Origin of the sequence: Enterobacter sp. RHBSTW-00975, assembly GCF_013615235.1 — a bacterium.
GTDB lineage: Bacteria > Pseudomonadota > Gammaproteobacteria > Enterobacterales > Enterobacteriaceae > Enterobacter > Enterobacter ludwigii.
Genome location: NZ_CP055883.1, coordinates 3,546,542 through 3,569,538, shown reverse-complemented (window position 1 = coordinate 3,569,538; position 22,997 = coordinate 3,546,542). Strand labels below are relative to the sequence as shown.

At 43.7% G+C, this 22,997-nt stretch carries 29 protein-coding genes, 2 tRNA genes and 1 pseudogene; 16 read left to right on the top strand and 16 right to left on the bottom strand.

From position 1 onward, the window contains the following. Positions 1-1,752, top strand: coding sequence for an ATP-dependent helicase (locus HV340_RS17150; RefSeq protein ID WP_249415705.1), 1,752 nt, complete (start codon positions 1-3; stop codon positions 1,750-1,752). Between the two features lie 151 nt (positions 1,753-1,903). Here HV340_RS17150 and HV340_RS17145 read toward each other — a convergent pair. The 14 genes and pseudogenes from HV340_RS17145 to HV340_RS17085 all read right to left on the bottom strand — a co-directional run. After that, a pseudogene (locus tag HV340_RS17145) lies at positions 1,904-2,152 on the bottom strand (integrase); the annotation flags it as partial. 109 nt (positions 2,153-2,261) lie between these two features. Next, positions 2,262-3,158: a plasmid partitioning protein RepB C-terminal domain-containing protein gene (locus HV340_RS17140; protein WP_181216107.1), complete on the bottom strand. Its 897-nt coding sequence runs from the start codon at positions 3,156-3,158 to the stop codon at positions 2,262-2,264. Beyond that, positions 3,155-4,051: a ParB/RepB/Spo0J family partition protein gene (locus HV340_RS17135; protein WP_063859636.1), complete on the bottom strand. Its 897-nt coding sequence runs from the start codon at positions 4,049-4,051 to the stop codon at positions 3,155-3,157. Before HV340_RS17135 ends, HV340_RS17140 begins: the two co-directional genes overlap by 4 nt. Beyond that, the gene (locus HV340_RS17130; protein ID WP_181216106.1) at positions 4,041-5,597 is read right to left on the bottom strand and encodes a recombinase family protein; all 1,557 of its coding nucleotides are present in this window, start codon (positions 5,595-5,597) and stop codon (positions 4,041-4,043) included. Before HV340_RS17130 ends, HV340_RS17135 begins: the two co-directional genes overlap by 11 nt. A gap of 282 nt (positions 5,598-5,879) precedes the next feature. Beyond that, a complete protein-coding gene (locus HV340_RS17125) occupies positions 5,880-7,109 on the bottom strand; it encodes an integrase domain-containing protein (protein ID WP_168697770.1) in 1,230 nt (409 codons plus the stop codon). Between the two features lie 324 nt (positions 7,110-7,433). Further along, a complete protein-coding gene (locus tag HV340_RS17120) occupies positions 7,434-8,606 on the bottom strand; it encodes a site-specific integrase (RefSeq protein WP_023306771.1) in 1,173 nt (390 codons plus the stop codon). Continuing rightward, positions 8,561-8,770, bottom strand: coding sequence for a hypothetical protein (locus HV340_RS24515; protein WP_000050710.1), 210 nt, complete (start codon positions 8,768-8,770; stop codon positions 8,561-8,563). Before HV340_RS24515 ends, HV340_RS17120 begins: the two co-directional genes overlap by 46 nt. Continuing rightward, positions 8,760-9,071 carry a hypothetical protein gene (locus HV340_RS17115; protein ID WP_053520803.1) on the bottom strand — a complete coding sequence of 104 codons (312 nt, stop codon included), beginning with the start codon at positions 9,069-9,071 and terminating at the stop codon, positions 8,760-8,762. The genes HV340_RS24515 and HV340_RS17115 overlap by 11 nt, the downstream gene beginning before the upstream one ends. A 103-nt stretch (positions 9,072-9,174) precedes the next feature. Beyond that, positions 9,175-9,582 (bottom strand): hypothetical protein, encoded by a 408-nt coding sequence (locus HV340_RS17110; RefSeq protein WP_053520802.1) that lies wholly within the window; start codon positions 9,580-9,582, stop codon positions 9,175-9,177. A 189-nt stretch (positions 9,583-9,771) separates the two neighbouring features. Beyond that, positions 9,772-10,179, bottom strand: coding sequence for a hypothetical protein (locus HV340_RS17105; RefSeq protein WP_053520801.1), 408 nt, complete (start codon positions 10,177-10,179; stop codon positions 9,772-9,774). Next, a complete protein-coding gene (locus tag HV340_RS17100) occupies positions 10,172-10,396 on the bottom strand; it encodes a hypothetical protein (RefSeq protein WP_053520800.1) in 225 nt (74 codons plus the stop codon). Before HV340_RS17100 ends, HV340_RS17105 begins: the two co-directional genes overlap by 8 nt. 106 nt (positions 10,397-10,502) lie before the next feature. After that, a complete protein-coding gene (locus HV340_RS17095) occupies positions 10,503-10,889 on the bottom strand; it encodes a S24 family peptidase (RefSeq protein WP_053520799.1) in 387 nt (128 codons plus the stop codon). A 73-nt stretch (positions 10,890-10,962) separates the two neighbouring features. Continuing rightward, complete coding sequence (locus HV340_RS17090; protein WP_063849609.1) at positions 10,963-11,256, bottom strand: hypothetical protein; 294 nt, start codon at positions 11,254-11,256, stop codon at positions 10,963-10,965. Positions 11,257-11,427: 171 nt separating this feature from the next. Continuing rightward, the gene (locus tag HV340_RS17085; RefSeq protein WP_053520797.1) at positions 11,428-12,120 is read right to left on the bottom strand and encodes a helix-turn-helix transcriptional regulator; all 693 of its coding nucleotides are present in this window, start codon (positions 12,118-12,120) and stop codon (positions 11,428-11,430) included. Positions 12,121-12,246: 126 nt separating this feature from the next. Here HV340_RS17085 and HV340_RS17080 point away from each other — a divergent pair, with 126 nt between their 5' ends. From HV340_RS17080 to HV340_RS17015, 13 genes are all read left to right on the top strand, one after another. After that, positions 12,247-12,489 carry a YdaS family helix-turn-helix protein gene (locus HV340_RS17080; RefSeq protein WP_063840756.1) on the top strand — a complete coding sequence of 81 codons (243 nt, stop codon included), beginning with the start codon at positions 12,247-12,249 and terminating at the stop codon, positions 12,487-12,489. Between the two features lie 78 nt (positions 12,490-12,567). After that, positions 12,568-13,380: a helix-turn-helix domain-containing protein gene (locus HV340_RS17075; RefSeq protein ID WP_139154297.1), complete on the top strand. Its 813-nt coding sequence runs from the start codon at positions 12,568-12,570 to the stop codon at positions 13,378-13,380. A 15-nt stretch (positions 13,381-13,395) separates the two neighbouring features. Continuing rightward, positions 13,396-13,929 (top strand): hypothetical protein, encoded by a 534-nt coding sequence (locus HV340_RS17070; protein ID WP_249415704.1) that lies wholly within the window; start codon positions 13,396-13,398, stop codon positions 13,927-13,929. A gap of 693 nt (positions 13,930-14,622) precedes the next feature. Then, the gene (locus HV340_RS17065) at positions 14,623-14,892 is read left to right on the top strand and encodes a hypothetical protein (RefSeq protein ID WP_074172510.1); all 270 of its coding nucleotides are present in this window, start codon (positions 14,623-14,625) and stop codon (positions 14,890-14,892) included. Between the two features lie 624 nt (positions 14,893-15,516). Beyond that, a tRNA-Thr gene (locus HV340_RS17055) sits at positions 15,517-15,592 on the top strand. A gap of 3 nt (positions 15,593-15,595) precedes the next feature. After that, positions 15,596-15,670 (top strand) — tRNA-Gly (locus HV340_RS17050). A 352-nt stretch (positions 15,671-16,022) separates the two neighbouring features. Next, positions 16,023-16,271, top strand: coding sequence for a class II holin family protein (locus HV340_RS17045; protein WP_008499363.1), 249 nt, complete (start codon positions 16,023-16,025; stop codon positions 16,269-16,271). 1 nt (position 16,272) lies between these two features. After that, on the top strand, positions 16,273-16,812 hold the full coding sequence (locus tag HV340_RS17040; RefSeq protein ID WP_063858680.1) for a lysozyme: 540 nt from the start codon (positions 16,273-16,275) through the stop codon (positions 16,810-16,812). Continuing rightward, the gene (locus HV340_RS17035) at positions 16,809-17,345 is read left to right on the top strand and encodes a hypothetical protein (protein WP_063858679.1); all 537 of its coding nucleotides are present in this window, start codon (positions 16,809-16,811) and stop codon (positions 17,343-17,345) included. The genes HV340_RS17040 and HV340_RS17035 overlap by 4 nt, the downstream gene beginning before the upstream one ends. Before the next feature lie 917 nt (positions 17,346-18,262). Further along, a complete protein-coding gene (locus HV340_RS17030; protein WP_063858678.1) occupies positions 18,263-18,466 on the top strand; it encodes a hypothetical protein in 204 nt (67 codons plus the stop codon). A gap of 161 nt (positions 18,467-18,627) precedes the next feature. Beyond that, a complete protein-coding gene (locus HV340_RS17025; RefSeq protein ID WP_249415703.1) occupies positions 18,628-18,945 on the top strand; it encodes a hypothetical protein in 318 nt (105 codons plus the stop codon). An 83-nt stretch (positions 18,946-19,028) separates the two neighbouring features. Next, positions 19,029-19,709, top strand: a complete 681-nt coding sequence (locus tag HV340_RS17020) for a hypothetical protein (RefSeq protein WP_181216105.1) — start codon at positions 19,029-19,031, stop codon at positions 19,707-19,709. Positions 19,710-19,717: 8 nt separating this feature from the next. Continuing rightward, entirely contained in the window at positions 19,718-20,392 is a 675-nt protein-coding gene (locus tag HV340_RS17015) for a pyocin knob domain-containing S74 family peptidase (protein ID WP_181216104.1), read from the top strand. Here the strand turns inward: HV340_RS17015 and HV340_RS24505 are convergent. Continuing rightward, positions 20,358-21,194, bottom strand: a complete 837-nt coding sequence (locus HV340_RS24505; RefSeq protein ID WP_249415702.1) for a hypothetical protein — start codon at positions 21,192-21,194, stop codon at positions 20,358-20,360. The two genes, HV340_RS17015 and HV340_RS24505, sit on opposite strands and share 35 nt — an antisense overlap. Before the next feature lie 82 nt (positions 21,195-21,276). Between HV340_RS24505 and HV340_RS17005 the strand changes: the two genes are divergently transcribed. Together HV340_RS17005 and HV340_RS17000 are read left to right on the top strand one after the other, a co-directional pair. Continuing rightward, a complete protein-coding gene (locus HV340_RS17005) occupies positions 21,277-21,852 on the top strand; it encodes a recombinase family protein (RefSeq protein WP_026080690.1) in 576 nt (191 codons plus the stop codon). 330 nt (positions 21,853-22,182) lie between these two features. Continuing rightward, the gene (locus HV340_RS17000; RefSeq protein ID WP_133058704.1) at positions 22,183-22,608 is read left to right on the top strand and encodes a hypothetical protein; all 426 of its coding nucleotides are present in this window, start codon (positions 22,183-22,185) and stop codon (positions 22,606-22,608) included. A gap of 85 nt (positions 22,609-22,693) precedes the next feature. Here HV340_RS17000 and HV340_RS16995 read toward each other — a convergent pair whose 3' ends face one another. Continuing rightward, positions 22,694-22,933: a DinI family protein gene (locus tag HV340_RS16995; RefSeq protein WP_181216103.1), complete on the bottom strand. Its 240-nt coding sequence runs from the start codon at positions 22,931-22,933 to the stop codon at positions 22,694-22,696. Positions 22,934-22,997 lie beyond the last annotated feature (64 nt).

Below are 22,997 nucleotides of genomic sequence, written 5' to 3'. Positions count from 1 at the left end.
ATGCCATATAGAAATTTAACTTCTGAGCAAATGGATGCCGTTAAATTCAACGGGAATTTATTATTAACGGCATGTCCAGGGTCTGGTAAAACTAAGACATTGGTTTCTAAACTTTGTTTTATTTTAGAAAATAAAGAACTATTTTGTATAGGTAAAAAAAAGATAATTGCTCTTACATATACAAATATAGCAGCCGATACAATTCTTGAACGAATTATGTCATTCGGCATAAGTAGTGAATCGTTATGGATTGGAACAATACACAGTTTTTGTTTGAATTGGATTATAAAACCTAATGTAGATAAGATACCAAGACTTTGCCGAGGATTTAGTGTAATTGATGAGCATGAAAAGGAATTTCTCATAAATGAATTAAAAGAAAAGCATGGCTTATCTGCAAATGATAAAGTTTTTACTAATTTAGATTTTAACCTTTGTCAGCTTTATTCTCGTGGGACCAAAGAATATTTGGTCGTAAAAGAATATCATAATTATTTGTATGAGCAAAAATTAATCGATTTTGATTTGATATTAAATCTGTCTTGTCGGGTGTTGACAAAATACAATGCACTTTGTGAAAGATTGTCTTTACTTTTAAGGTGTATTTTAGTCGATGAGTATCAAGATACATCCCTTATACAATATGAGATACTCAGACAAATTGTATTAAAGAAAAATACAATGATTACTTTTATTGGAGATAAAGAGCAAGCTATATACACTGGTTTGGGGGCTGTCGTTAAGAATAGAAATGAATTAATTGATTGTTTCCAACTTGATGATCTAACCGAGATGAAATTAACAGGGTGTTTTCGTAGTAGCCAATCTATTGTTGATTTTTATAGTAAATACAAAGACGAAGATTATGATATTAATTCACTTTCAGATAATAAGGATTTCAACTCAGTAATTTTTAAAGAAAGCGAGGTAGATGTTACTCAACTTCCTATTTATATATCAGGTATTATTAGAACTCATTTAGCACAGGGAGTGCTTTCAAATGAAATTGCTATTCTGTGTCCAGGCTGGTTTGATGTGATAAAACTGTCAAATGATATTGTTACTCTTAATCCGGATATAGAAATTGATGGAGTCATGATCTCTCCTATACCTAAAAACAATGAAAACCTCTGGCTTGCTTTGGTTAAACTCTTTTTAATTAAGAGAGTTCCATCTAATTTTAATACAAGACAGAAACTATTGCGTGATTTCCTTCAGGAATTAAATGTTGTTGCACCCTATACAGAGTCTTTGTCTCCTAAAAAAATATTGAAGATGATAAATAAAATATCATTATCCGTAGATTATAATTGTGAAATTGATGTTTGGTTGAGAGAGATTATAACGAGCTTTTGCCATTCTATTAATTTGAGTATAAGTATTGATAGCTACTATTATCAAGAAATGGATCTTTTGATTAATGCCACATTGAAAAGAATGTTGAAGTATAAAATGGCTTATAAAGCAAATGAATTACATTTATTTTTCAATTTTATAAGCGGTGTTAAAATCACAACTTGTCATTCGACAAAAGGAGATGAGTATGAAGTAGTCATTTGCACTGGGTTACTAAATGGAAAAATACCTAATTGGAATGATATTATAAATTGTAGCTCAGAGCATCAAAATTATGTTGCCCGTAGACTTTTATATGTGGTTTCTTCGCGTGCAAAGAAACATTTATACATGATATCAGAGAGAGGTTACAAAACAAAAAGGGGATATCCATATCAGACAACACCACAGCTATGATCTCGCATTTCTTGTGTTGTTTGCCAGTTCATAGAGAAAATCGTTTTTGTTCGTTACAGCCCATATATCTTGGTGTAGAAAAAGTGATGTTAAAAAAATGGTTATGTCTTGGTGGATAAGGGGCTGGGAGAATTAACCCCTTATAGAGTTGTTACGCCGCAATAGCCTTAAATTTTTGAGCAATGGCGTAATCGCTCCACCACTGCATGAGAACCACTCGTTCTGCTAAGTATTCTGCACGATTATAGGCTGCGATGATTTCATCTTTCTTCGAATGGGCAGGGGCCGCTTCTAAGACACCAGACCTGAACTTACCAGATTCCTCTGTGGCCGTTCACGCAATAGATCTCATTTTGTTAACCATAAGTTCACCTCCTTAATCCGTTCGAATGATTACGGCTTATACTGCCTACTTATGCTAATATCTAAGAGAAACCTTTGTGATTGTGTAAGTATACTTCGGCTATATAAAACCATAACCATAACCATAACCATAACCATAACCATAACTATGACTGGCTGTTTTCAGCAAGAGTCTTATCATCTAAAGAATTTATTTTCGAAATTCTTTTTAACTCATTAAGATAATCAATCTCGTTTTCCAAGAACCAATGAAGAACTTTAGAGTTACCAAGTAATTTATTAATATATGACTGGATTATAACGAATTTCAACATATCTGAACCATACTCGGTTTGAAGCTTTTTTGTTTCTTCCGAAGTTGTTGCCATTTCCTGTTCCAGACGTAGTATGGTTTTTTTTATGTCCTTTTTATAGGGAGTGTTTTTCCCTTTATTTACTATCATCGATGTCGGTGTAGCATCCAAGATGCTCATTGCAAATTTTTTACTATAGTTATCAAAATTAATCATTGTACCGACTGCTTCAATTTGACGAATTGGCTTCATTTTCCTCAAAACATCAAATGTAGCCTTAGGTATAGGTTTATCAGAAAGTTTCGCAATTACACTTGGATCTATACCATTCATCACATTAGCTTTATCTTTTATAGCATCAATAGATATTCCCAAAGCAGCACTAAGTTTTTCAATTGATACTTTTGCCAAGGACTTGATTATCATTCTATGTTCTTCAACTACATTTATATGATTGACTTGTTTGTTAGGAGTGAACGCATCATCTATGCTCGAAAGTATACATGGAGCTTTTTCTAAGCCTAAATCTTTTAAAGCCTCAACCCTCAAATGGCCATCGAGTATCTTAATGGCATCTTTATCTTTGTCATAGAACACTATTATTGGTTCAATAATACCTAAGCTTTCAATTGAGGTAACTATTTGATGATATTTATGACTTAGCTTTACATTTTCTAACAATTCCTTTGAGGGAATTAGCTTGTTAGTTTCTAAATAAATAAAATTGTCGCCAAAACGTATCTGAATCATTTTGATGCCTCTTTGTTTATTGGATTGAGGATCTGAGATGGCAGTTCTGATAGATTCTCTTGTTCAAGTATATTTTGAAAGCTTTTATTCATCATTATGATGTTAAAAATCTCATTTACTATCAGCAAATTAGTTTTTATAAATTTAGAGTTGTTATAAACAGATTTATGTTCAGCGATACTATTTTCATAAAGCTCAATTAACTCCTCAGCAGTCATTCTTTTTGATGGTTTGTGATAATAAAACCCGGCTGCTTTTGCACCTTTATTCCCGATTGTTCGCTGATTTAGAATGTGTTTTATCTTTATAATGTCCCGGCTTTTAATTAATTTTTTATCATATGCTTCGGTAAGAATATCTTGTGCTTCTTCAGTTTCACATCTTGCAAATTGCACTGCAAGATACAGAGGCAAATTCCCCCGTTCGACTGCAGAGAGAAGTTTATGCTCTCCCTTATCAAGAAGCATATTTATACTGCTCACCCAGTTCGATGAATACCCAGTAATCTCACTTATTTCGGAGTCTGAAAGTCCTCTGATTTTCATATCTTTTATTACCTGTAATAACTCATTGGAACGCGGTCTCCTCCTTGCAATGTTTTCAACTAAACTCATAACGTAAGCATCTTCTTCTGATACATCTCTTATAATTGCTGGAATAATTGTTTCACCTAATGCAATGAGTGCCTCTATTCTCCCTTGACCACAAATTAAAGCATATTTGAAATCGTCTTCATCAATCGCTCTCACGCTTATAGGCTTGCTTAATCCTCTTTTTTTTATGCTTTCCTTAATTTCTTCATGCACTACCTTATTTCTAGTTCGAGGGTTAAGAAATTTTATTTTTGCAATCTCAATTTGAATTATTGGGAATTCATTTGTTTCAGGCAGCATATAGTTCCCTCACTTTCATGCGAGTAATAATTTGTAGAAGTGTATCCAGATTATCAAATCTATAGAGATCTAATCGAATGTTGTTTGTTTCCGTCATGCACATTTTACTATATTCGTTTTCTATCTTTGGTATGATATAAAAATCAAGAGGCGAAATATTTTGTGAATCCATTCGTATAACAATTGTTATGTCTGCTTTCTGTGAGTTATCAAACCGGACCTTCCATCTAAGTTTACCTGATTTCATATGTATGCATTTAGTAATAATGACGGAAATTAAAAGCTCATCATTGATGTAAAGCATTGGGGCATATTTATATTCGTCTATATAGCAGTTACTTTTTAAAATCCTATCCTTAAAATCCTCAATTATATCTGAGTAAAATGATCTTAGTGCTTCATTTATTTGGAGATAGCTGTAATCATGTTCTGGCTTATAACCAATCAAAGTATATGCTCTTAAAAGACCACCAAATCGCGTTCTGTAAACAGAAGATGAAGGGCCTGTATCATCTTCATCAATGATAAAGCCAGATAGTTTTCCATTAGATTCTAATTTTTGTTTTAGCTTTTCTAAAAGCTCTTCATTAGTCAAATGTACGGATCGGAGCTGAATTATTTCTTGAGCTTTATTATATTTTTTCTTTGAAATAATGGGTTTATATGCCTTGTCGCATCTAACCCATTCATTTTTGGGGTTTTTTACAAGCCTACTTTTTAGTTTAGATGAGGTTTTGTTATATATGTTATTTCCAATATATTTTTCATTTGTCAAGATTTGATGTATTTTTGCACGAGTCCATAATGTTCCATTTTCTGCAGGTATATTCTGTTCATTTAGTCTCTCAGCAATAATGAATTCTGGCATGTTATCATCTATAAAGAGATCATAAATGCTATTTACAATTTTGATCTCATTTTTTGGTCCCGGAATTAATATCACCCTATCTGTTTGAATACTCTTTCTTTTGCGGAAGCCCAATATTTCTTTAGCTATGCCATTTTCATCTACTAAAAGACGTCTTAGCCCATAACCAGCCATTCCGCCTTGATGATAACCAAGCTTTATTAAATTTACTTGCCCTATAAATACCTTTTCTGATAAATTCCTGCTGTGATATGCAGCACTAGATCTTTTTATATTCAGTATAACAGAAGACTCTAAAGGGAAATCTTTAGTGGGAATAGGTTCAGAACAGTATATAAGATCTACACCGTTTCTCTCAAATAGAAAGGAATAATATGCAGCTTCATCACTATTTTGAAAACGACCAAAACGGCTCACATCATAAAATAATACAGCCTGTATATCTATTTTCTTTTGTTCTACATCACTAAGTAACTGCTGCAAAGAATGCCGGCCTATGATACTGACTCCGCTCTTACCTGCATCATCGTAGGTATAAGCGATTTCCATATTGTTCTTTTCAGCATAATCTTTGATATATTCGGACTGATTATGTAAAGAATATTGCTGATGGTCGGTAGACATCCTCAAGTACTGTGCGACCCTAACTTTATGATTTTTATCATTTTCGCTAGCCATGCACGAAACCTCATGGATGATTCAATACAATGTAGAGGATAAAATTGATCAATTTTTAACCAAATTCAACTGTTTTATCATTGATTAGAGCGAATTTAGTAAATCTTCGAGGTGTATGATAATCGAGAAGAGATGTGAATTATTTAGCTGATATGACCGACAGCTTTCGTTATGTGGCCTCAAGGTACCCATTCGTAAATGGCTATGCTTAGTCCACATAGGTTAATAGTTTGATTATTAATTCTTTAACTAAATCAAGATAGTTAACCCATCATGGAAGAGTTATGCGGCAATAATTTTGTATTTTTGAGACGAAACAAAGTCACTCCACCACTGCATGAGAACCACCCGTTCTGTGAGATACTCTGCACGATTGTAGGCTGCAATTATTTCATCTTTCTTCGAGTGGGCAAGGGCGGCTTCTAAGACATCTGTTCTGAACTTTCCAGACTCCTCTGCGGCCGTTCTTGCTATAGAACGCATTCCGTGGGCTACCAGTTCACCACCGAATCCCATTCGGATGATTGCAGCATTCGCTGTTTGTTCATGCATATGATTGAGTGGAGCTTTGATACTTGGGAAAACCCACTCTCTGTGCCCACTGATGGCTTTCATTGAATCCAAGACTCGCAAAGCTTCTTTGCTTAGTGGAACTTTGTGAGGCTTCTTCATTTTCATAAACTCAGCCGGGATGTTCCATATCGAGTTGTCAGTATCTATATCGGCCCATCTCGCACGAACGGCTTCCCCTGGACGAACCCAGGTCAGCAATTGCCATTCAATCAGCAATCTTGTCTCCATTCGAACTGAGGCATTGTTTAACACCATTAGGAAGCGGGGTAACTCGGAAGGGGGTAATGCTGGCATATTCTGTTTTTTAGGCTTACTGAACCGTTGCCCAAGGTTGTCAGCCGGATTGAACTCGATAAGTTCTTCAGTCGCGGCCCAGCGAAAAATCTCATTTAATCGGGAAATGATTCGCCGTAAGGTTTCGAGGACTCCTCGTTGCTCAATAGGGTCGAGATGTTGCTTTAAGAGTTTGGGTCGAATCTCATTGATAGGAACCTTACCCAAGCCGGGAAATATATTTCTCTCCAGGCTTCGCCAGATGTCTTCTGCATGGTCTTGTGAGATACCAGAGGTCTTAACCTTCTCATCCAACCATTTCCTTGCCACGGCTTGGAGAGTGTGTTCAGTAGCATTCTTTAAGGCATTAGCTTTATCGTTGTTATGAACTTGGGGATCAATGCCATTAGCAAGCAAGGAAAGGTATTCATCTCGTAAGGCTCTGGCTCTTGCCAGTGTAAGGTGAGGATAGGTCCCAAGGCTCATTTTGGTTCTTTTTTTACTCACTGGCACTGCATACCTGAAATACCAATTCTTCTTTCCTCCTTTCGAAAGGGGAGCGATTCGTAGTATCAAACCATCTCCGTCAAACAAGTTGATTTCTTTGTCGGCTGGCTTGGTGCTTTTGATTTCAGTGTCAGTGAGCTTCTTAGCGATTTTTGCCATTTTGGGATCCTCGGTTTTTGGACCCTTCTCAGTGGGTCCCATTCAGGGTGCCATATGTGATAGTTCTCAGCAATTCTCACTGGACGACAATAGACGTAAAAAAGCCCGCAGAGCTTGTGCTGTGCGGGCTTAGTGGACTTTACTGAACTTCAGTACATCAATATTTGGTGGAGCTGGCGGGAGTTGAACCCGTGTCAGAATAATGCCTAACCTATTGATTATTAATATTTTGTATTTTTTAAAAGGTCTCAAGTGCATTTTACGTGCATATCGTGGTCCCTCTAACGTCCTGATTCCGTCCAACATTTTGAAATATTCACCACGCTACAGAGCTGCAGAAATGGCGGTTTTCCCGTCGTATTCAGCCAGGTATTTACCGTAATTGCGGAACAGCATTTCCGGCCCTTTATGCCCCATCTGCCCGGCAAGCCAGAAAAGGTTTACGCCCTGGCTAATGTGTCTGGTAGCGAATGTGTGGCGGGTCTGGTACGGGTTACGGTATCGAACGCCAGCTTTTTTGAGGGTTGGTACCCATGCTTTTTTTCGTATCGCGTCGGCGTTCGCCCAGGGCTCACCCGTTTTAGGGTCGCTGAAAATAAACTCGCTTTTCATGAAAGTGAATTGTTTCTGCGCCTGCAGCGCGGCCAGCGCCTCGCTGTTTAATTCTACTTTACGGGTACCGGCTTTTGTTTTGGTACCTTTCAGAACGCCAACAACACTTGCCGCCTGAACGTGAGCTGTTTTAGCGATATTGTCGAGATCAGGCCAGCGCAACGCACACAGCTCAGAGCTGCGTAAACCCGTATTGAATGCGAAACGGAACAGGTTTTCCCACTCTTGGTATCTGCAGCTCTGGTAAATAGCGCTGATTTCCGCTGGTGTGAACGGATCAACTTCGTAATCGTCACTATTCGGGCTGCTGTCGATCACGTGGTACCGACTCGCGCTGACAAGGGTTACCGGGTTGATTGTCAGCAGGCCGTCAGTCACCGCTTCATCTATGGCGCTGCGCAGAAACGAGAGGTTATTCCTGATCGTTTTCAGCTTTGTCTTTCTGCTGGCGATCCAGTTTTTGAGGACCGCAGGGGTCAGTTCCGACACATGCATTTTGTGCAGCGCTGATAGCGCAGACAGGCACTTTTCATAACCGCCAATAGTGGAGGGCGAAAGGTTGCGGTTCTGGCAGATTTTCAGATACTCGTCCAGGTAGGACTTAATATTTTTGGTTTTCTTCACTACCCCGAACAGCTCCAGTTTTTTGGAGGTGGGGAAGTATTTAGCATAATCGAATGTGCCGCCGGCGATTTGGTTCTGTATTTCCCCCAGCAGGCGCTCGGCATACTTCACGCCGCGCGCGTTTGCTTCCATTCTGGATAGGGGCTCCCGGCAGAGAACCCCCTTGTAGGTGAATGTGATCACCAGGGTATCGCCAGTTTTATGCTGGCGAATGGTTACTCCTCTTGGGAGAGATAATGATCCTTGTTCTTTCTTGCCCACTTTGAAACCTCCGTTAAGTCTATCCAGCGTTCTTTAACGCCATCGACTTTTAATACATGGACACCCTCTTTCCATAACCCCCTTTGTATCCGTTTGTTAACGGCTTCAACCGTTTCTCCGGCGTCCCGGCAGTAGGTTGAAAGTGGTACGCAATCAAGACTCATGACCTACCTCCCGCCCAAATGCCTGGGCATTTTCCAGTTCATTTGCCGCATAGATAAGTGCGTTGTGGTGCGCTCTAAAACCGCCATCAAGTTCGCTGGCCGCTCTCTTGCGCAGAATGTCGATCGCAGCCTGATAGTCATTCTGGTAATCGGCGGAAAAGTCCGCCGAACTGTCCGGTAGTACACCCAGCACCATCAACATATTTTCCGGGTCGATGGGGATGGTGGTAAGCCCCAGCTGCTTGGCCTCCGTTGCTAAACGGCTCCAACGCTTAATAACTTCTAAAACTGGCTTATTCATGGAGTGCCTCGCTACTTCACCAAAAATTTATATTCAATCAGCGCGCCGATAACGGTGGCCGCCAGCAGCATGGAAACAATGATGCTGAAAATGAAGGGCTTCATCATTTCACCCCTGCTGGTTTGATGGCCTGCAGTGCATCGACCTCTTTAACGAATCGGTCATGCATGGCGTCCCATTTCGCCAGCCATTTTTGTGCTGCGCGCTTGCGTTCCAGAATTCGCCGAATACGCCGCATGCATCTGGCATGTGCAAAGAGATATTGCTGGGTGTGCTGGCCCATTCGATTGACGAGCACACCGTTGCTGAACACAGGCTCGTCTGGTTCGTTGGTATTCAAGCCGGCGCGCTGAAAAGTTTTGGTCACCATGTAGTGAGCAAGATTGCTGATCGCCGCACTCCTGCTGAGAAAACGGCGCGAGTAGCCGTGTCGTGATACGACGTAAACTGGCTGCATTTCTTTAGCAAAGGCACTATCAATTGAGGTTGAGCTGATGCGTTTATCTTTCATTTCCGGTCCTTAACTTTGCTGTATCGTTCGTGACTCATTACTTCCCAGTTCTTGCCGCCATCGCGGGAGAGTAGCCGCCAGCGATGGTTAACTTTGAGGCTTAAATTCCCGGAGCCGTGCATTCGGCAGGGGTGAATGCGCCTTGCCCTGAACTGGCATAAAACGTGTACCGCTTTGAGGTGAACCCACTCAGGAATTCGTATCGCTGTCAGTGCCACCAGATCCCCCCATTTCATTACCCTCCGTTTTCGGAGCCTCCACTTTTTGTTTTTTGACGAACTCAACCAGCTCAGAAATGAGCTCGTCGATTAATTCCTTCCCGCAATCCGTAAGGAATTCACCGCTGCCATTAACATCAACAGCGCTGCTGTAAATTCCCTTAATAGCTTTTATGCCTTCGACACTCCCGTACTCACTGATCGCGAGCCTTTCGAATTTTCGTAATAATCCATCGAGAAGAATCTCTGTTAACTCGACCGTGTTAATACCGCCTTTATTGAGCTTAATAACAAGGCAGTTACTGCCAGTTTTACGCTGGTGGCGTAATAACGCTGCCTTTAAAATTCTGCGTCGGTAGGTGTTGATTAAATTATCCATTGCGGCGCGCCTCCTCCTCTAAGCTCATAACAATTTCCTCTTCTTTTTCGGTCCAATCATGAATTTCAGCGGCGAGGTCATAAACCAGAGCGCATATTGTTTTAAGTTGAAATCTGTCTAACTTGTCGTGATATTCAAATAATGTTTGCGCCAAGCCTGACAACTTCTCCGCTTTGATATTCACTTCCTGAATATCCTGTCTTTTTAAAACAACCATAATTAACGACCATATGCTTTTTTAAGATAAAGACGAGCGATTACTTCGTAACCGCAGGCCGCATAAAGGCATGCTGTTCTATATGCCGATTTATCAATGATGAAAGTCATACGAAGCGCCTCACAGCCAAAGAAGCAACCACCCGACCGTGAATTTTGATTTCTTTCTGTTCATGGGTATTAAGGGTGAAAGTTTCGTAATGATGGTTATCAGAGATGATTTTTAATGAGCCATCAGCCAATGGCTCGATTCTCTTAATGAAAAGGCATGGGCGACCAAAAGCATCCATTGTGTAAACATAAATGCCAGAGGTAAGCGCATGTCCACCGCAATCAACGAAAGCCACAACCTCACATGGTTCGATGGTCGGCTGCATGGAGTCACCTTCCATCCGGCAGCTTTGAACGCGGTTACCAAAGTCATTAATGTTGTCAGATCCGAACAGCATTTGAGGCGTTTTAATCGGCTGATTAATTGCGACGGAATTTTGCATTTTCATTTCCTCAGGGTGAGTTTTTCCCCACCCAAAAAGGTGTTAATTGTGATTGAGTTAATTAATTGATTAGTTAGCTAACAGAAAAAATTTTTTTAATATCAGGATGGTCATCTATGATTTTTTTGGCATCATCACATGCTTCTTCATATGACTTGAAGAAATCAACCAGAACAAAATAATTATCTACACGTTCGTAGATAGCGAACTCCAAACCATCAATAAAAGTTGTGTTAAATTCGTAATCAAAATCATTCTGATGAGGCTGTGCAGCTCGTAAATAAATCCAGTGTGAATTTGCTGCTTTAAGCTTGGCGTGGATATCAAATGCCTGGCTCGCTGGGTTTGGTTGGGAGGTTGTATTCATCTCATTGGCTCCTTTGTTTGCCGATGAAATGAGAATACTTAAGTATTAATTGGAGGTCAATGGTATTAATACAAAAAGAATAATGGATTTCTTATGTATTTGTTATTGAAGATTATTTTAGTAATAAAAAAGCCGACACTATGGTCGGCTTGGTGCTTTTTTGGTAGCAGATCAGAAGATTGTTGATACCCAAAACAGCCTTCCTAAAACCTCAAGACTATCCATGTCTACTTCTTCGTCAGGGTATTCATCAGAGTTGTAGCTTCTGATTGTTACCTTATCTGGCCCAGATCTGTAGAGGATTTTTAACCTTTTCCATCCACCTTGGTTGATGCCGTAAATTTTACCATCCACGATACGCTTGTCATGGCAGTTTATGGCAACAGTTGAGCCATCAGCGATCACTGGCTCCATGCTATTCCCGTGTGCAGCAAAGCATAGAACGCCATCACCATCACTATTAGCTCCCACCTTTCGCAATGTTGCTTTGGAAAACCTAAGTTTTTTGCCATTGTAATCATCATTAAGAGCGCTGCCATCTCCACATGCGAACTCGATATCCTTCAAGTAAGGCACCTCTACCTCATCATCCTCAAGCGGCGTTTGCTTATCCCATGGATCAATACCAAACATCCTTTGTTCTGGAGTTTTTGCGGGCCCCATGGTGCCTTCACCAGTGCTTAACCATATTGGATCTACATCCAACGCTTTGGCTATATCCACGATTTTCCCGCTGGACTGGGCTTTTCCAGAGGTTAGCTTTTGTATGGCCCCCTGGCTGACCCCAACCCTTTGCGCTAATTGACTTTGAGTTGCGCCGGCATGAATCATCGCCAGCCTTAGTCTTTCTGCAAGTGTGTTCATCTAAGTATCTCCCATTTCTGTGCATATTTAATACCACAGGATTAACCATGGCAAGCGGATAATACTTGATTAATTATTCCTTTGGTATTATTTTATATCTTTAATATTAATACTAAGGGCTTTGTTATGACTGATGAGGTTTTTGAATCCCCAATGGCGAAAGCCGTGTACGTTGCTGGTGGTCAAAGTTCGCTTGCTAAAAAGGTTGGCGTTACGCAAGGAGCTGTCTGGAAGTGGGTCAGGGGGATCAAGAAAGTTTCTCCGGTCCATGCAGTGGCAGTCTCAAACGCAGTTAATGGAGTTGTTAAGCCCCATGAACTGCGCCCTGATTTGCCGACTCTTTTCCCGCACCCGGGTAATGGGGTGTGACATGTCACGGCATTATTGCGTCAGCGAACCTTTACTGGTGGCTGAATTCAGTAACGAAAATGAGTTGGCGGGTGTCGCATGAGCATGGAACTGATGGTTAAAGCAATGAAGGTCAAGGTGGGAAATCCACTGCGTAAGCTCGTGCTTCTGAAGCTTGCAGATAACGCTAGTGACCATGGCGAGTGCTGGCCGAGTTATCAACACATCGCTGATCAGTGCGAAATCAGTAAGCGATCTGTGATGATTCACATTGATGCTTTGTGTGAATGCGGCCTGGTAAAAAAAGAACTTCGCCCGGGGCCAAAAGGTAACTCAAGTAATGTTTATCGCCTTGATTTTAGTAGTGCAGGAGATTCACTAGGGGGTAGTGCAAATCGTTCACTACCTGGTGCAGTAGATTCACCCCATAGTGCAGGAGATTCACTAGGGGGTAGTGCAGGAGCTGCACCCAGAATCAGTCACTCTTTTGAACCAGTCAATGAATCAGTCAAAGAACCTAAATATAACGGTTCATCTGACAACGATTCTGAAAAAAATCGCTCTTCCAAAGAGAACTATTCCAACGAGTTCGAACAGGCGTGGCAGGCATATCCAAAACGTGCTGGTGGTAATTCCAAAGCCGCTGCTTGGAAAGCCTGGAAAGCTCGAATTAAAGACGGTGTTAACACTGATGCAATGCTGGCTGGCGTAAACCGTTATGCCGGTTATGTACGTGCCACGGGTAGTGCCGGAACGCAGTACGTGAAACAGGCGGCGACTTTCTTTGGTCCCGATCGGCATTTCGAAGAGGCATGGCAGGCGCCTGCTGGTGCGGTAAGCGGTCGACCTGGAGGACTGCCGGTTTCGGGGTTTAGTGAACAAGACTATGGCCAATCAGACTGCAACTGGTAACCAGGAGAAATCACAATGCTGAATATTAAACAACGCGAAGAAAGGGAAACTCTGGTGGCAAAGCGCGAAGGGCTTCGTGAGGAACTGGCGTTTGCTGTGGAACATAAAAAACCGTGGCAGTTGGTAAGCTGGGAGTCGGGCGAAGTCCACGCTGCGGCTTGTGAAAAACATGGTGGTTATCAGCGAATTTCCCTCATTGGGAAAGCCTATCGTGGCGTTGAAAATGTTAAGCACTCCCAGTGCCCGGAGTGTGTGAAAGCGGAGCTTGCTGGCATTGAATCATGTCTGCGCACATTACGGGTAGCCGACCTGATGGACAATTCCGGCATAGCAAGACGATTCGAAGCATGTGAATTCGATAACTACCAGGCTATCAACCCGGATGCTGCCAAGAATCTCGCAGCCTGTCAGCGTTATGCCAGCAGCTGGCCTGAGCGACTGAATGCCGGTACCTCCCATACCAACTACCATATCGACTATATCTTTAGTCAATTCATGCTTGAAGTGGTAGTTGGATTTGTTGAAGTTTCTTGGGGCAGCAACAGTTAAGTCAAAGCTTCTTAAGACGTTGCCATCTTCAAGAAGGTCTTTCATGCTTTCTTGCTTCCAAATCGCTTCGAACCGTATGTTCTGCATCTGGGTTTTATTGTAAAGAATGAAAGACAGGTCATTTACCTTAGGGCCCAAATGATTAAGTGTCATTACCAATAGATCGGTTTCATAATGGTAAATAAAGTATGTCCTCTCAACCACAGAGTCTTTGTCACTTAAAGGGATAGTTCTTTCACTTCCAGTTAGACCATCCTCAATGAAGGGCAAGAGACAGTCCCTTCTCCAAGAGATATAACCAAAATAGCTATGCTGATTGTCGTCTTTATCAAGAATTACAAGCTTTAGTCCACGGTTCTGGGTTTCTGCTGTATGAACATAAGGAAACGATGTAGCAGTAGTTCCAAGCATTTGCTCGAAAGCGAGCTTCGCGACTGAAGGGCCGTCTTTTTTGCTTCCATTTCCAGTAAAGAAGCCTACTCGTACTCTACGAGTCTTCTTTTGTTCTTCTGTAGTCATTGCTGTTCCATTCAAATCAAGAGGCATGCCCCTAAAATTACTATTAATTTGCTAAAAAATCATTAACGCGGTCCGCAAAAACTATCGTAACCTGTTAAGAGTAGTCACTTAGACACACAGCTTAATCATCGAAACCCTGCCTTGGCGGGGTTTTTGCTTTTCTGAGGGTATGCAATGCAAGACGGTACGCAGCAGCCATATTTCTTTAACCCTGGCATGACAGCTGAGCAGCTTGAAGACTGGCTTGGGCAACAGAAAACCCACCTTGCTCACTTCAATCGCCTGGTGAAAGAAAAAGCCGCTCTGGAAGAACGGCTGGAAGAGGTGAACCGGGTTATTGGTTTACTTTCTGAGTCAGGCTTCGAAGGAATATTGAGTTTTCCGTATGATTCCAGTCCTCTTCTGGAAAATCTTCAAACTGGAAAGAAACAGACGGTAGGTTGAAGCTCTGCAGCACTTCTTGAGCGTCGGAATTAAGGTTATCGATTCTCAACTCCTCCTGAATGACAAACAAAGCATCTTCAAGAGGCAATTTTCTGATGTCGGATGGCTGCCAGCGAGTCTTCATAAAAATCATATGGTAGAGTGCAGCCTTTCCATCAAGCGGATTGAAAATCGTTGCGTACTTCAGTCTATGCTGGTGAAGCACCATCTCTAGAGTGAAAATTAAAGCCGTTCTGTTTCTAATTTGGTTGTCTTGCTGGCTTCCTTGATAATACGCAGATTGAGACATGTTCCTGTTTTCGCATACACGCGCTCTTATAACGTGCAGCAAATTGTGATATTCGGACATGAACTTCTCCTTGTCGGGTTGATTACTTCTGGCGATTTCACGATACCAGACAGGAATGAGGGCAACCATAAAAACCACTGATATTGCGTAGGTAGTTTGACTTATGTATCATCTCGCCCCCGGCCATTTATCTCAGTTGGTTCGGGCGTGAGACTCATAATTACCCGGTCGTTGGTTCAACCCCAGCAAGGGCCACCAGACCGCCACTAGCTCATCGGGAAGAGCGGCAACTAAATGTTGTAGTACGAGGTTCGAGGCCCCGGTGGCGGACCAATGCCGACTTAGCTCAGTAGGTAGAGCAACTGACTTGTAATCAGTAGGTCACCAGTTCGATTCCGGTAGTCGGCACCATATGCGGTCATCGTATAATGGCTATTACCTCAGCCTTCCAAGCTGATGATGCGGGTTCGATTCCCGCTGCCCGCTCCAGTTAAAGCTTTTCGGTCTGCGATGATGGGTTCCCCGGAGTGACTGAAAAGCAACCCAGTTTTGAATGGGCGCTGCTTTTCGCAAAATTGCTGTGTGAAAATACTGACCTTTGGGTTCAGCGCTCATCCAAAAGCATCTCGTCAAAATCCAACTAACCGGGGTGGTTTGTTGGATGAGGTGCCTCAAATTCAAATAGCCTCGCTTCGGCGAGGTTTTCTTTTATAAGGCTGCCATTTGGTGGCCTTTTCTTATTTCAGGCCCCGGGAACCATCATCGACATGCCTAATTGTTAAATCGTCCCGAGGGCCTGACCCCTTACACACAGCTCCCGCCATTACGCGAGGAGATAGAGATGATCCGATATATGCCTGACAAAATTGCATCCGCAGTCTCGTATTGCGTGTCCGGCAGTCTTATTTGTGGAGGCGGCATTTTGCAATGGTTGCACGACCTCGACTGGAACAAGGTTGCAGTGATTGGCGGTTTTCTTATCGGTATAGCCACATACCTGACCAACCTTTACTTCAAAAGACGCCAGACCAAGGCATACGAGAAGGCCCTTAAGAAGGGCTACATTACCGCGCCACCACAGGATAATTAACATGGCATCGACAAGAGCAAAACTCAGCGCAGCCATGCTATCCCTCATCGCCGCTGGCGCTTCAGCTCCTGTGCTGTTTGACCAGTTCATCAGCGAGAAAGAAGGCAATGCGCTGGTGGCCGTTGTTGACCCGGGTGGTGTCTGGTCTTTATGTCACGGTGTGACCGTCATCGATGGCAGGCGTGTTGTTAAAGGCATGACCGCCACAGAAGAACAATGCCGCAAGGTTAACGCTATTGAACGCGATAAGGCGTTAGCCTGGGTTGATCGCAATATCAAAGTACCTCTGAGTGAGCCTCAGAAGGTGGGCATCGCATCGTTTTGCCCATACAACATCGGCCCTGGTAAATGTTACCCCTCGACGTTCTACAAGCGCATCAATGCTGGTGACCGGAAAGGGGCCTGTGAATCTATCCGCTGGTGGATTAAAGACGGTGGGCGTGATTGCCGACTAACCAAAGGCCAGAAGAATGGCTGCTATGGGCAAGTCGAGCGGCGCGATCAGGAAAGTGCGCTGGCGTGCTGGGGGCTGGATCAATGAAAATTAATCCGGGTCTTTTCTGCGTTGTCGTTATTGCTGGCCTTTCGGTCGCTCTCGTTAAGAGTTGCTCAAACGCCAGTAGCCTTCAGAGCGATAACGACATTCTGCGAAGTGACAACACTTTGCAGGGGCAGGTGATCGCCACTCAGGCATTTAACTTCAATCGGTTCAATCAGGTTGCAGAGCATACCAACAGGCTTAACTCCCTGATCGACACCAGCACCGAAGAAACCGTAATCGAATACCGGGAGATTCTCCGCCGTGAAAAAACCTGTGATCTGCCTGTTCCTGCTGATGTCGCTGGTGGGCTGCTCGAATACGCGCACCGTTTACGTACCAGCGCCATGCACGCCTATACCGACAGATCTGACACAGCCGATGATCGTGCCGCTGCCACCAGTTCAATGACATACTGCCAGGCTGTTTTGTGGATTAAGCCGCTACTGGCCGTAATTGAGAAGGCCAACAATAACCTGGCTGGCATACGGCAAATTGAGCAAGAGCGTCCGCGAGCCTTAAACAAAGCGTGGTAGGCGAACTGCCAAAAGCAGAACTAAAGTTCGCAATAGTGGGATTTAATTAAATTTTCAACGTATTGATTTGTAATGCGAATATTTTTCTTCGACGAGAAGTATATGGGCTAAGTTATTAAGTGCTTTAATGAAGGTTATTTAGATTAAAAAGTAACCAATCGTGGTATGATAACCCTCATTCTTAGAGGGGGTAAATTATGTCATTCTTCGATTATGCACTTAGACGGGTTGAAGCGGCGACCAAAACAACAGTGACTTGTCCGATATGCGGACATAACTCTAAACATCCGACAACAAAGGTACGTCAGGAACAGTCCTTACTCTGTCCTCGATGTAAATCACTGTTTGTCATCCATCGATAACATTCTGAACTGCTGAATCTATCCGCTTCCTGGCGTTTTTTGTTGCCATCCCCATAGAGACTGATTCTGATGGCAATAGCCGAAAGGTAATGCAGCAGTTTTGAGGCTGCCCCAAGTCGCATAATTGCGAGCAGGTTTAGCAGACAGTTGTGAGAGTTAATTAGGGACATGCTCCGGTAAGGCAGCAAGAACGCCAAACGTGCAACGGTCAGATGCGGAGATGAAGTGACAGTTACTCAGTGGCATGAGCGTGGCCACTCGTGGAGTAATTGCAGACACCTCCGAAAACAAGTCGTGGTCAAAGTACACACTTGGCGGCCAGTTGCAGATGGTTATCCCGAGCCCAGCAGCATTTGAACAGTTCGATCAGGGCAAAGCATACTTCATCGATATATATCCAACTGAACAAGCCATTACAAAGCTCACCTGTTGGTGGGTTTGATAATGGTTATCGCTATAAACGGAGCGATAAGTTCCGGTAATTCATGTAATAAAGCTTTACTAAACAGTCTTCGGAATTATCCTAATAGCTCTTTAATAAAAGGAGTTAGGTTAATGAAAATTCTCTGGGCTATTTGTGTTGTTTTTGGGGTTATTGGTTTTGTTCAAGGTATTATTGAGGTTTTCGGCGCTGTCAGCGCGCCTCAACAAGCAGCAGGAGCCGCCATGGGAGTTGCCTGGGCGGTTATTCCTTACTGCATTGTCCGGGCCATTCAGCAGATGCGGCCGCAGGAAGTGGTGATTAAAAAAGAAGATTGATTGCCATTATCCATCCCAAAACTAGCCTCGCGTAAGCGGGGCTTTTTAATGTGCATCGCACGTGCGCATCGAAGAACGTCTTTCAGCTGTGAGCCTGGGCAAACCGTTAACTTTCGGCGGCTTTGCCGTGCGACAGGCTCACGCCTAAAAGGAAATAAATCATGGGTCAGAAAATCATTACGTTGTCCGGCGCTGCGACGGATGTTCTTTATGCGCTGTTTTTTCGTGGTGCGTTGACTGGTGGAGATCTGCCATCTAAATCTGGCGCAGCTGAGCTTCGAGAACTGGGGTTTGCTGAAAGTCGCCATACCGCTACAAAATATCATGAGAAAAACTTCTTCACGTTCCTGACTGCTGAAGGGCAGGAGTTTGCCATTAAGCATCTGGCAAATACTCGCTTTGGTGTTCCCGCTGGTGGTTATATCGGCTGCCCTATAGATGAGCCAAGAGACGGCATCAATAGCTACTGCCCAATTTAGGAACATCAGCGACTAAGGATACCGGCACCTCCAATGGCAATGTTATCCAGGTAGGTGGATTTGGCATCGGTGCTGATTCGTCTTTGGCTTCTCAACTGGCAAGCCTGGCCGATGGTTATCGTGCCGGGCTTTATCGTATGCGCGGTGATGGAGCTCCACCGTCGACCATCGGTGCACCAGTTGGAAGTGGAAACTCTATTATCGGTTTGGTCTCTGTACCTGTTTATTCGACGGCTGGTTTTGGTCTCGCTTTTAACCGGGATAATTTATGGACAGGTGTGTTTGATCCAGCAAATCCAGGCGGGGCGACATGGAAAAAATGGTGGGGTGAATCAAACACCACCGTTGACACGAACGGCTTTATCAAACGGGCCTCTCCTGTAGTTAGGCTGTTCGGAACTGGTGAGATTGAGTGTAACGATGAAGCTGAAGGGGTTACTGCGTCGAGAGAGATGGAGGGCGTTTATCGTGTCATGGGCAGCTGCGGCCTTAGCCTTGAAGGGTGGACAGTCGAGATCCCCCAGGATATCAACGGCAACTTTCTGTGTTTCGTTGATATTACGACCGAAGATGATGGTGTGCTGACTGTTTCAGTCTTTCGTCGCCGTTTTGATGTGGAAACCGCGATGATTACTGCCGGTGACCCGATGGATATTCCTGGTGGTCGCTGGATAGATCTCCGACTGCAAATGCCCGCCGATTCTTTGTACAACACAAAAACACGCGCAGACGAACCACCGTTGGAACACCAGAGCAATGAATAAAGGTCGGTTTGGGAAGTATCGCTGTAAAGAACGACACCGACTATATGGCTACCGGTTCGCAGGGGGCACCGGCAGACACATATCGGTTCTTCAGAACTGACCACACGATTAACAATACCCAGAACATCAACAACGTGAATGAGCCAGGCTTGTTCCCGCAGATGATTAACTTTTCTACTGCAACTAATGCGCCTGTAGCCGGTGGCTACGGTTACATAGCGAACCTGGGGCGCATAAACAAGGTGAACAGCGACTGGTCACTTTGCCAGATATCTTATCCTCACTCGATCGGTACCGATTCAGGCAGGATGTTTTATCGCGGCTGGAATACAAATACATGGGGAGCATGGAAGGAAGTAACGACATCCGCGGTTTCAGATGCAACTGCCAAGAACATCGGTGATGACCTGGACCCTGAAGAGGCGCTGCTGAATATCTGCCGGATGGAGTTCAAGCACTTCACATTTAAGAATGATGAAACACAGACCCAACGGCGCGGGGTGATATCACAGCAAATTGAAACGATCGATCCAGAATACGTCAAAGAAATTGGCGGCCTGCTGCACCTCGATCAGACGCCAATGTTGCTCGATGCGCTGGCTGCCATTAAAGCCCTGGCTATCCGCGTCAGCGCATTAGAGGAAGACGCTAAACCTCCGGTTCCTGGCTCATTCGCTGGTTAAACAGAGAGTCTGACGGCATATCCAGGCGAACATCGATCCAGCTGTTCGCGGGGACATCCATCAGTTCTCCTTTCGTTTTGATGATCTCTCCGTCTTCACTTAGCATGTATTTGCGCTTAAACAGGCGGATTGTCAGCTCGCCATTGTCGGTTTGCTCTGCCTCAACCACACCCAGTTCTCCCATGCCGCCAGGGTCCATCGGCGGCAGTAACTGCCACCCCTCAGACGCCAGACCTGCCGAACCGGTGAGCACATAAACTCCCACATCGAGCCGGGAAATTTTGATTCCTTCAGCTTCGGTATTCGCTGTACCGCAGCCGCACCAAACATAGCCAGGTTCGTTTATATCTGTGCGCTGACATTCCTCCTGGCTTTTCACAATACGAGCAACAGGAGATGCTGCCTTAAGCGTACCGTCGCTGGCTTTCGTTGTGTTACCAGTGCTGTAAACCTCATACCATGGTGTCCAAGTTCCCTGGTTGGACACGGTGGCGCCAGATCCCCCGCGAACGCCCATACGGCCGCCAGCAGTAATTTGGATTTGCCCTATATAACCTCCTGCGAAGCGGCACATCGTAAGAAGCGGAGAAAAATTATCAAAGTGATTAACGGCATTAACTCCTGCTCCGCCATACCAGCCATTCAAAGCCATGTAGTTTGCATTGTTGCCGAAACTGCCAATCGGGATACCTTCACCCGCGCCAGCATTACCACCTATCCCATAATCTCTGTTTCTAACCAAGGCTCCTGCTGCTTGATCTATAACGCCTGTTGCAGTATTGGCCGTAGCTGCTGTTCCCAAACCGACGTTTTATAGATTGCCCTGGGCCAGCCTTGCCGATAACTTCACCTGATTTTTTTGCAGAAATAACTGGGTGGAAAATATGCAAATTGGCTATGTAAGGGTGTCAACAAATGACCAAAATACGGATCTTCAGCAGCAAGCACTCGAACGCGCAGGATGTGAACAGATTTTCGAAGAAAAAATGAGCGGTACTGTGGCAAACCGACCAGCGCTTAAAAAGCTTCTGAGAACGCTGAATGAGGGCGATACGCTTGTGGTCTGGAAGCTGGATCGTCTTGGTCGTAGCATGCGTAATTTGGTGCTGCTGGTGGATGAACTACGTCAGCGTGGCATCCACTTCAAGAGCCTCACGGACAGCATTGATACATCAAGCCCGATGGGCCGCTTCATCTTTCATATCATGTCAGCTCTGGCTGAAATGGAGAGGGAGTTGATAGTGGAGCGCACTCGGGCTGGGTTGGCCGCAGCCCGTGAGAAAGGGCGAATCGGTGGGAGGCGGCCAAAATTGACACCTGAGCAATGGGCTCAGGCTGGCAGGTTGATCGCAAACGGAGTGGATCGGAAGCAGGTGGCGATCATTTACGATGTGGCCGTTTGTACTCTATATAAAAAATTCCCAGTAAATAAAGACGTTACACGAACTTCAACACATTAAAATTCATCCGGGTTATTCGATGTGCTTATGCCAATTTTGATCAGGCTCAATACTATCAAGCCAAGAGCAACAACTACGGTACTTGCGATTATAAACGTTGCCATGTTGAACCTTTTTTATGAACTTTTCATTTAGACAATACGGAACTGCAAACGTTCAGAACAAAAAATTCTTAGTATGAGAGCAGGATGTTTGATGTTTCGGACAGCCATATGTAAAAATGAGCTACGGTTGCTGGGCACTGTTCGGTAATTCGAATATTGAATGTTACAACCATGAAGATTCTGTTCGTACATAAGCTTCATGTAACAAGAGGATCTACTGAAAGGAATGATGAGAGATGTGTGGGGGCTTACCGTAGTTGAATTTATTGCTATCAAGCGGAATCTTGAGAATATTTCTGATACATGGTCAGATCTCTGGGCAATGTTGTATCTGAGTCAGGCTAAGCCCGGACAGCTTCTTGGGGCAAAGTTTGATGATGTGAGCCATGATATTCTTGTTCTTTCAGCCACAAAAGGACTGAGGGAAAGATGCATTGCTCTTAAGCCAGGAGTTAAAAGAATTCTCCACTCCCGCAGGGAGAAGTATCCTGAAGATGTGTTTTTGTTTCAGAGCCATTCACATCGTACCAAGACAACTCCAAGCCCGGTAACGTTAGTTGCATTTAATGCGGCACTGAAAAGGGCATCTATTGGAGTGACCGCAAAAACAGTGAGTAGTAAAAGTGCTTATTATTTAACGCCACTAAGATGAAGTGCCGTTCAATATCGGAAAAGTACGATGGGTAGTGGTGCATGTCTGCGTAGTTGAAGGTATGCACGAAGCGAACACGGGTTTGCTAATCATTCACCAGCCACATATTTGCGTCTTCAAAAATTTCCTCCAGCATGCGGTTCAGCTTTTCCCGATCGCTTTTGCTGGCATCGCTATTCAAGCCGTTCGCCTGCATCGGCTTCACCCTCACTTCGGCATCAGGGAAGATCTGGTGCACTCGCTTCGTCAGCTCTGCCAGGATAATCTCTCTGGCCCCTTCAAGTCCCTCTACATTTCGCTTGTCATAAACCAGTTCAACGAACATAAAAGCCTCCGGAAAACCACTGTGGTTGTATACAGTATTTTTACTGTAAAAATAAACAGTGTCA

Coding starts and splice junctions, on each gene's coding strand:
- HV340_RS17150 (WP_249415705.1), top strand. CDS start 1: ATGCCATATAGAAATTTAACTTCTGAGCAAATGGATGCCGTTAAATTC.
- HV340_RS17140 (WP_181216107.1), bottom strand. CDS start 3,158: ATGATTCAGATACGTTTTGGCGACAATTTTATTTATTTAGAAACTAAC.
- HV340_RS17135 (WP_063859636.1), bottom strand. CDS start 4,051: ATGCTGCCTGAAACAAATGAATTCCCAATAATTCAAATTGAGATTGCA.
- HV340_RS17130 (WP_181216106.1), bottom strand. CDS start 5,597: ATGGCTAGCGAAAATGATAAAAATCATAAAGTTAGGGTCGCACAGTAC.
- HV340_RS17125 (WP_168697770.1), bottom strand. CDS start 7,109: ATGGCAAAAATCGCTAAGAAGCTCACTGACACTGAAATCAAAAGCACC.
- HV340_RS24515 (WP_000050710.1), bottom strand. CDS start 8,770: ATGAGTCTTGATTGCGTACCACTTTCAACCTACTGCCGGGACGCCGGA.
- HV340_RS17115 (WP_053520803.1), bottom strand. CDS start 9,071: ATGAATAAGCCAGTTTTAGAAGTTATTAAGCGTTGGAGCCGTTTAGCA.
- HV340_RS17110 (WP_053520802.1), bottom strand. CDS start 9,582: ATGAAAGATAAACGCATCAGCTCAACCTCAATTGATAGTGCCTTTGCT.
- HV340_RS17105 (WP_053520801.1), bottom strand. CDS start 10,179: ATGGATAATTTAATCAACACCTACCGACGCAGAATTTTAAAGGCAGCG.
- HV340_RS17100 (WP_053520800.1), bottom strand. CDS start 10,396: ATGGTTGTTTTAAAAAGACAGGATATTCAGGAAGTGAATATCAAAGCG.
- HV340_RS17095 (WP_053520799.1), bottom strand. CDS start 10,889: ATGCAAAATTCCGTCGCAATTAATCAGCCGATTAAAACGCCTCAAATG.
- HV340_RS17090 (WP_063849609.1), bottom strand. CDS start 11,256: ATGAATACAACCTCCCAACCAAACCCAGCGAGCCAGGCATTTGATATC.
- HV340_RS17085 (WP_053520797.1), bottom strand. CDS start 12,120: ATGAACACACTTGCAGAAAGACTAAGGCTGGCGATGATTCATGCCGGC.
- HV340_RS17080 (WP_063840756.1), top strand. CDS start 12,247: ATGACTGATGAGGTTTTTGAATCCCCAATGGCGAAAGCCGTGTACGTT.
- HV340_RS17075 (WP_139154297.1), top strand. CDS start 12,568: ATGAGCATGGAACTGATGGTTAAAGCAATGAAGGTCAAGGTGGGAAAT.
- HV340_RS17070 (WP_249415704.1), top strand. CDS start 13,396: ATGCTGAATATTAAACAACGCGAAGAAAGGGAAACTCTGGTGGCAAAG.
- HV340_RS17065 (WP_074172510.1), top strand. CDS start 14,623: ATGCAAGACGGTACGCAGCAGCCATATTTCTTTAACCCTGGCATGACA.
- HV340_RS17045 (WP_008499363.1), top strand. CDS start 16,023: ATGATCCGATATATGCCTGACAAAATTGCATCCGCAGTCTCGTATTGC.
- HV340_RS17040 (WP_063858680.1), top strand. CDS start 16,273: ATGGCATCGACAAGAGCAAAACTCAGCGCAGCCATGCTATCCCTCATC.
- HV340_RS17035 (WP_063858679.1), top strand. CDS start 16,809: ATGAAAATTAATCCGGGTCTTTTCTGCGTTGTCGTTATTGCTGGCCTT.
- HV340_RS17030 (WP_063858678.1), top strand. CDS start 18,263: ATGAAAATTCTCTGGGCTATTTGTGTTGTTTTTGGGGTTATTGGTTTT.
- HV340_RS17025 (WP_249415703.1), top strand. CDS start 18,628: ATGGGTCAGAAAATCATTACGTTGTCCGGCGCTGCGACGGATGTTCTT.
- HV340_RS17005 (WP_026080690.1), top strand. CDS start 21,277: ATGCAAATTGGCTATGTAAGGGTGTCAACAAATGACCAAAATACGGAT.
- HV340_RS17000 (WP_133058704.1), top strand. CDS start 22,183: ATGATGAGAGATGTGTGGGGGCTTACCGTAGTTGAATTTATTGCTATC.
- HV340_RS16995 (WP_181216103.1), bottom strand. CDS start 22,933: ATGTTCGTTGAACTGGTTTATGACAAGCGAAATGTAGAGGGACTTGAA.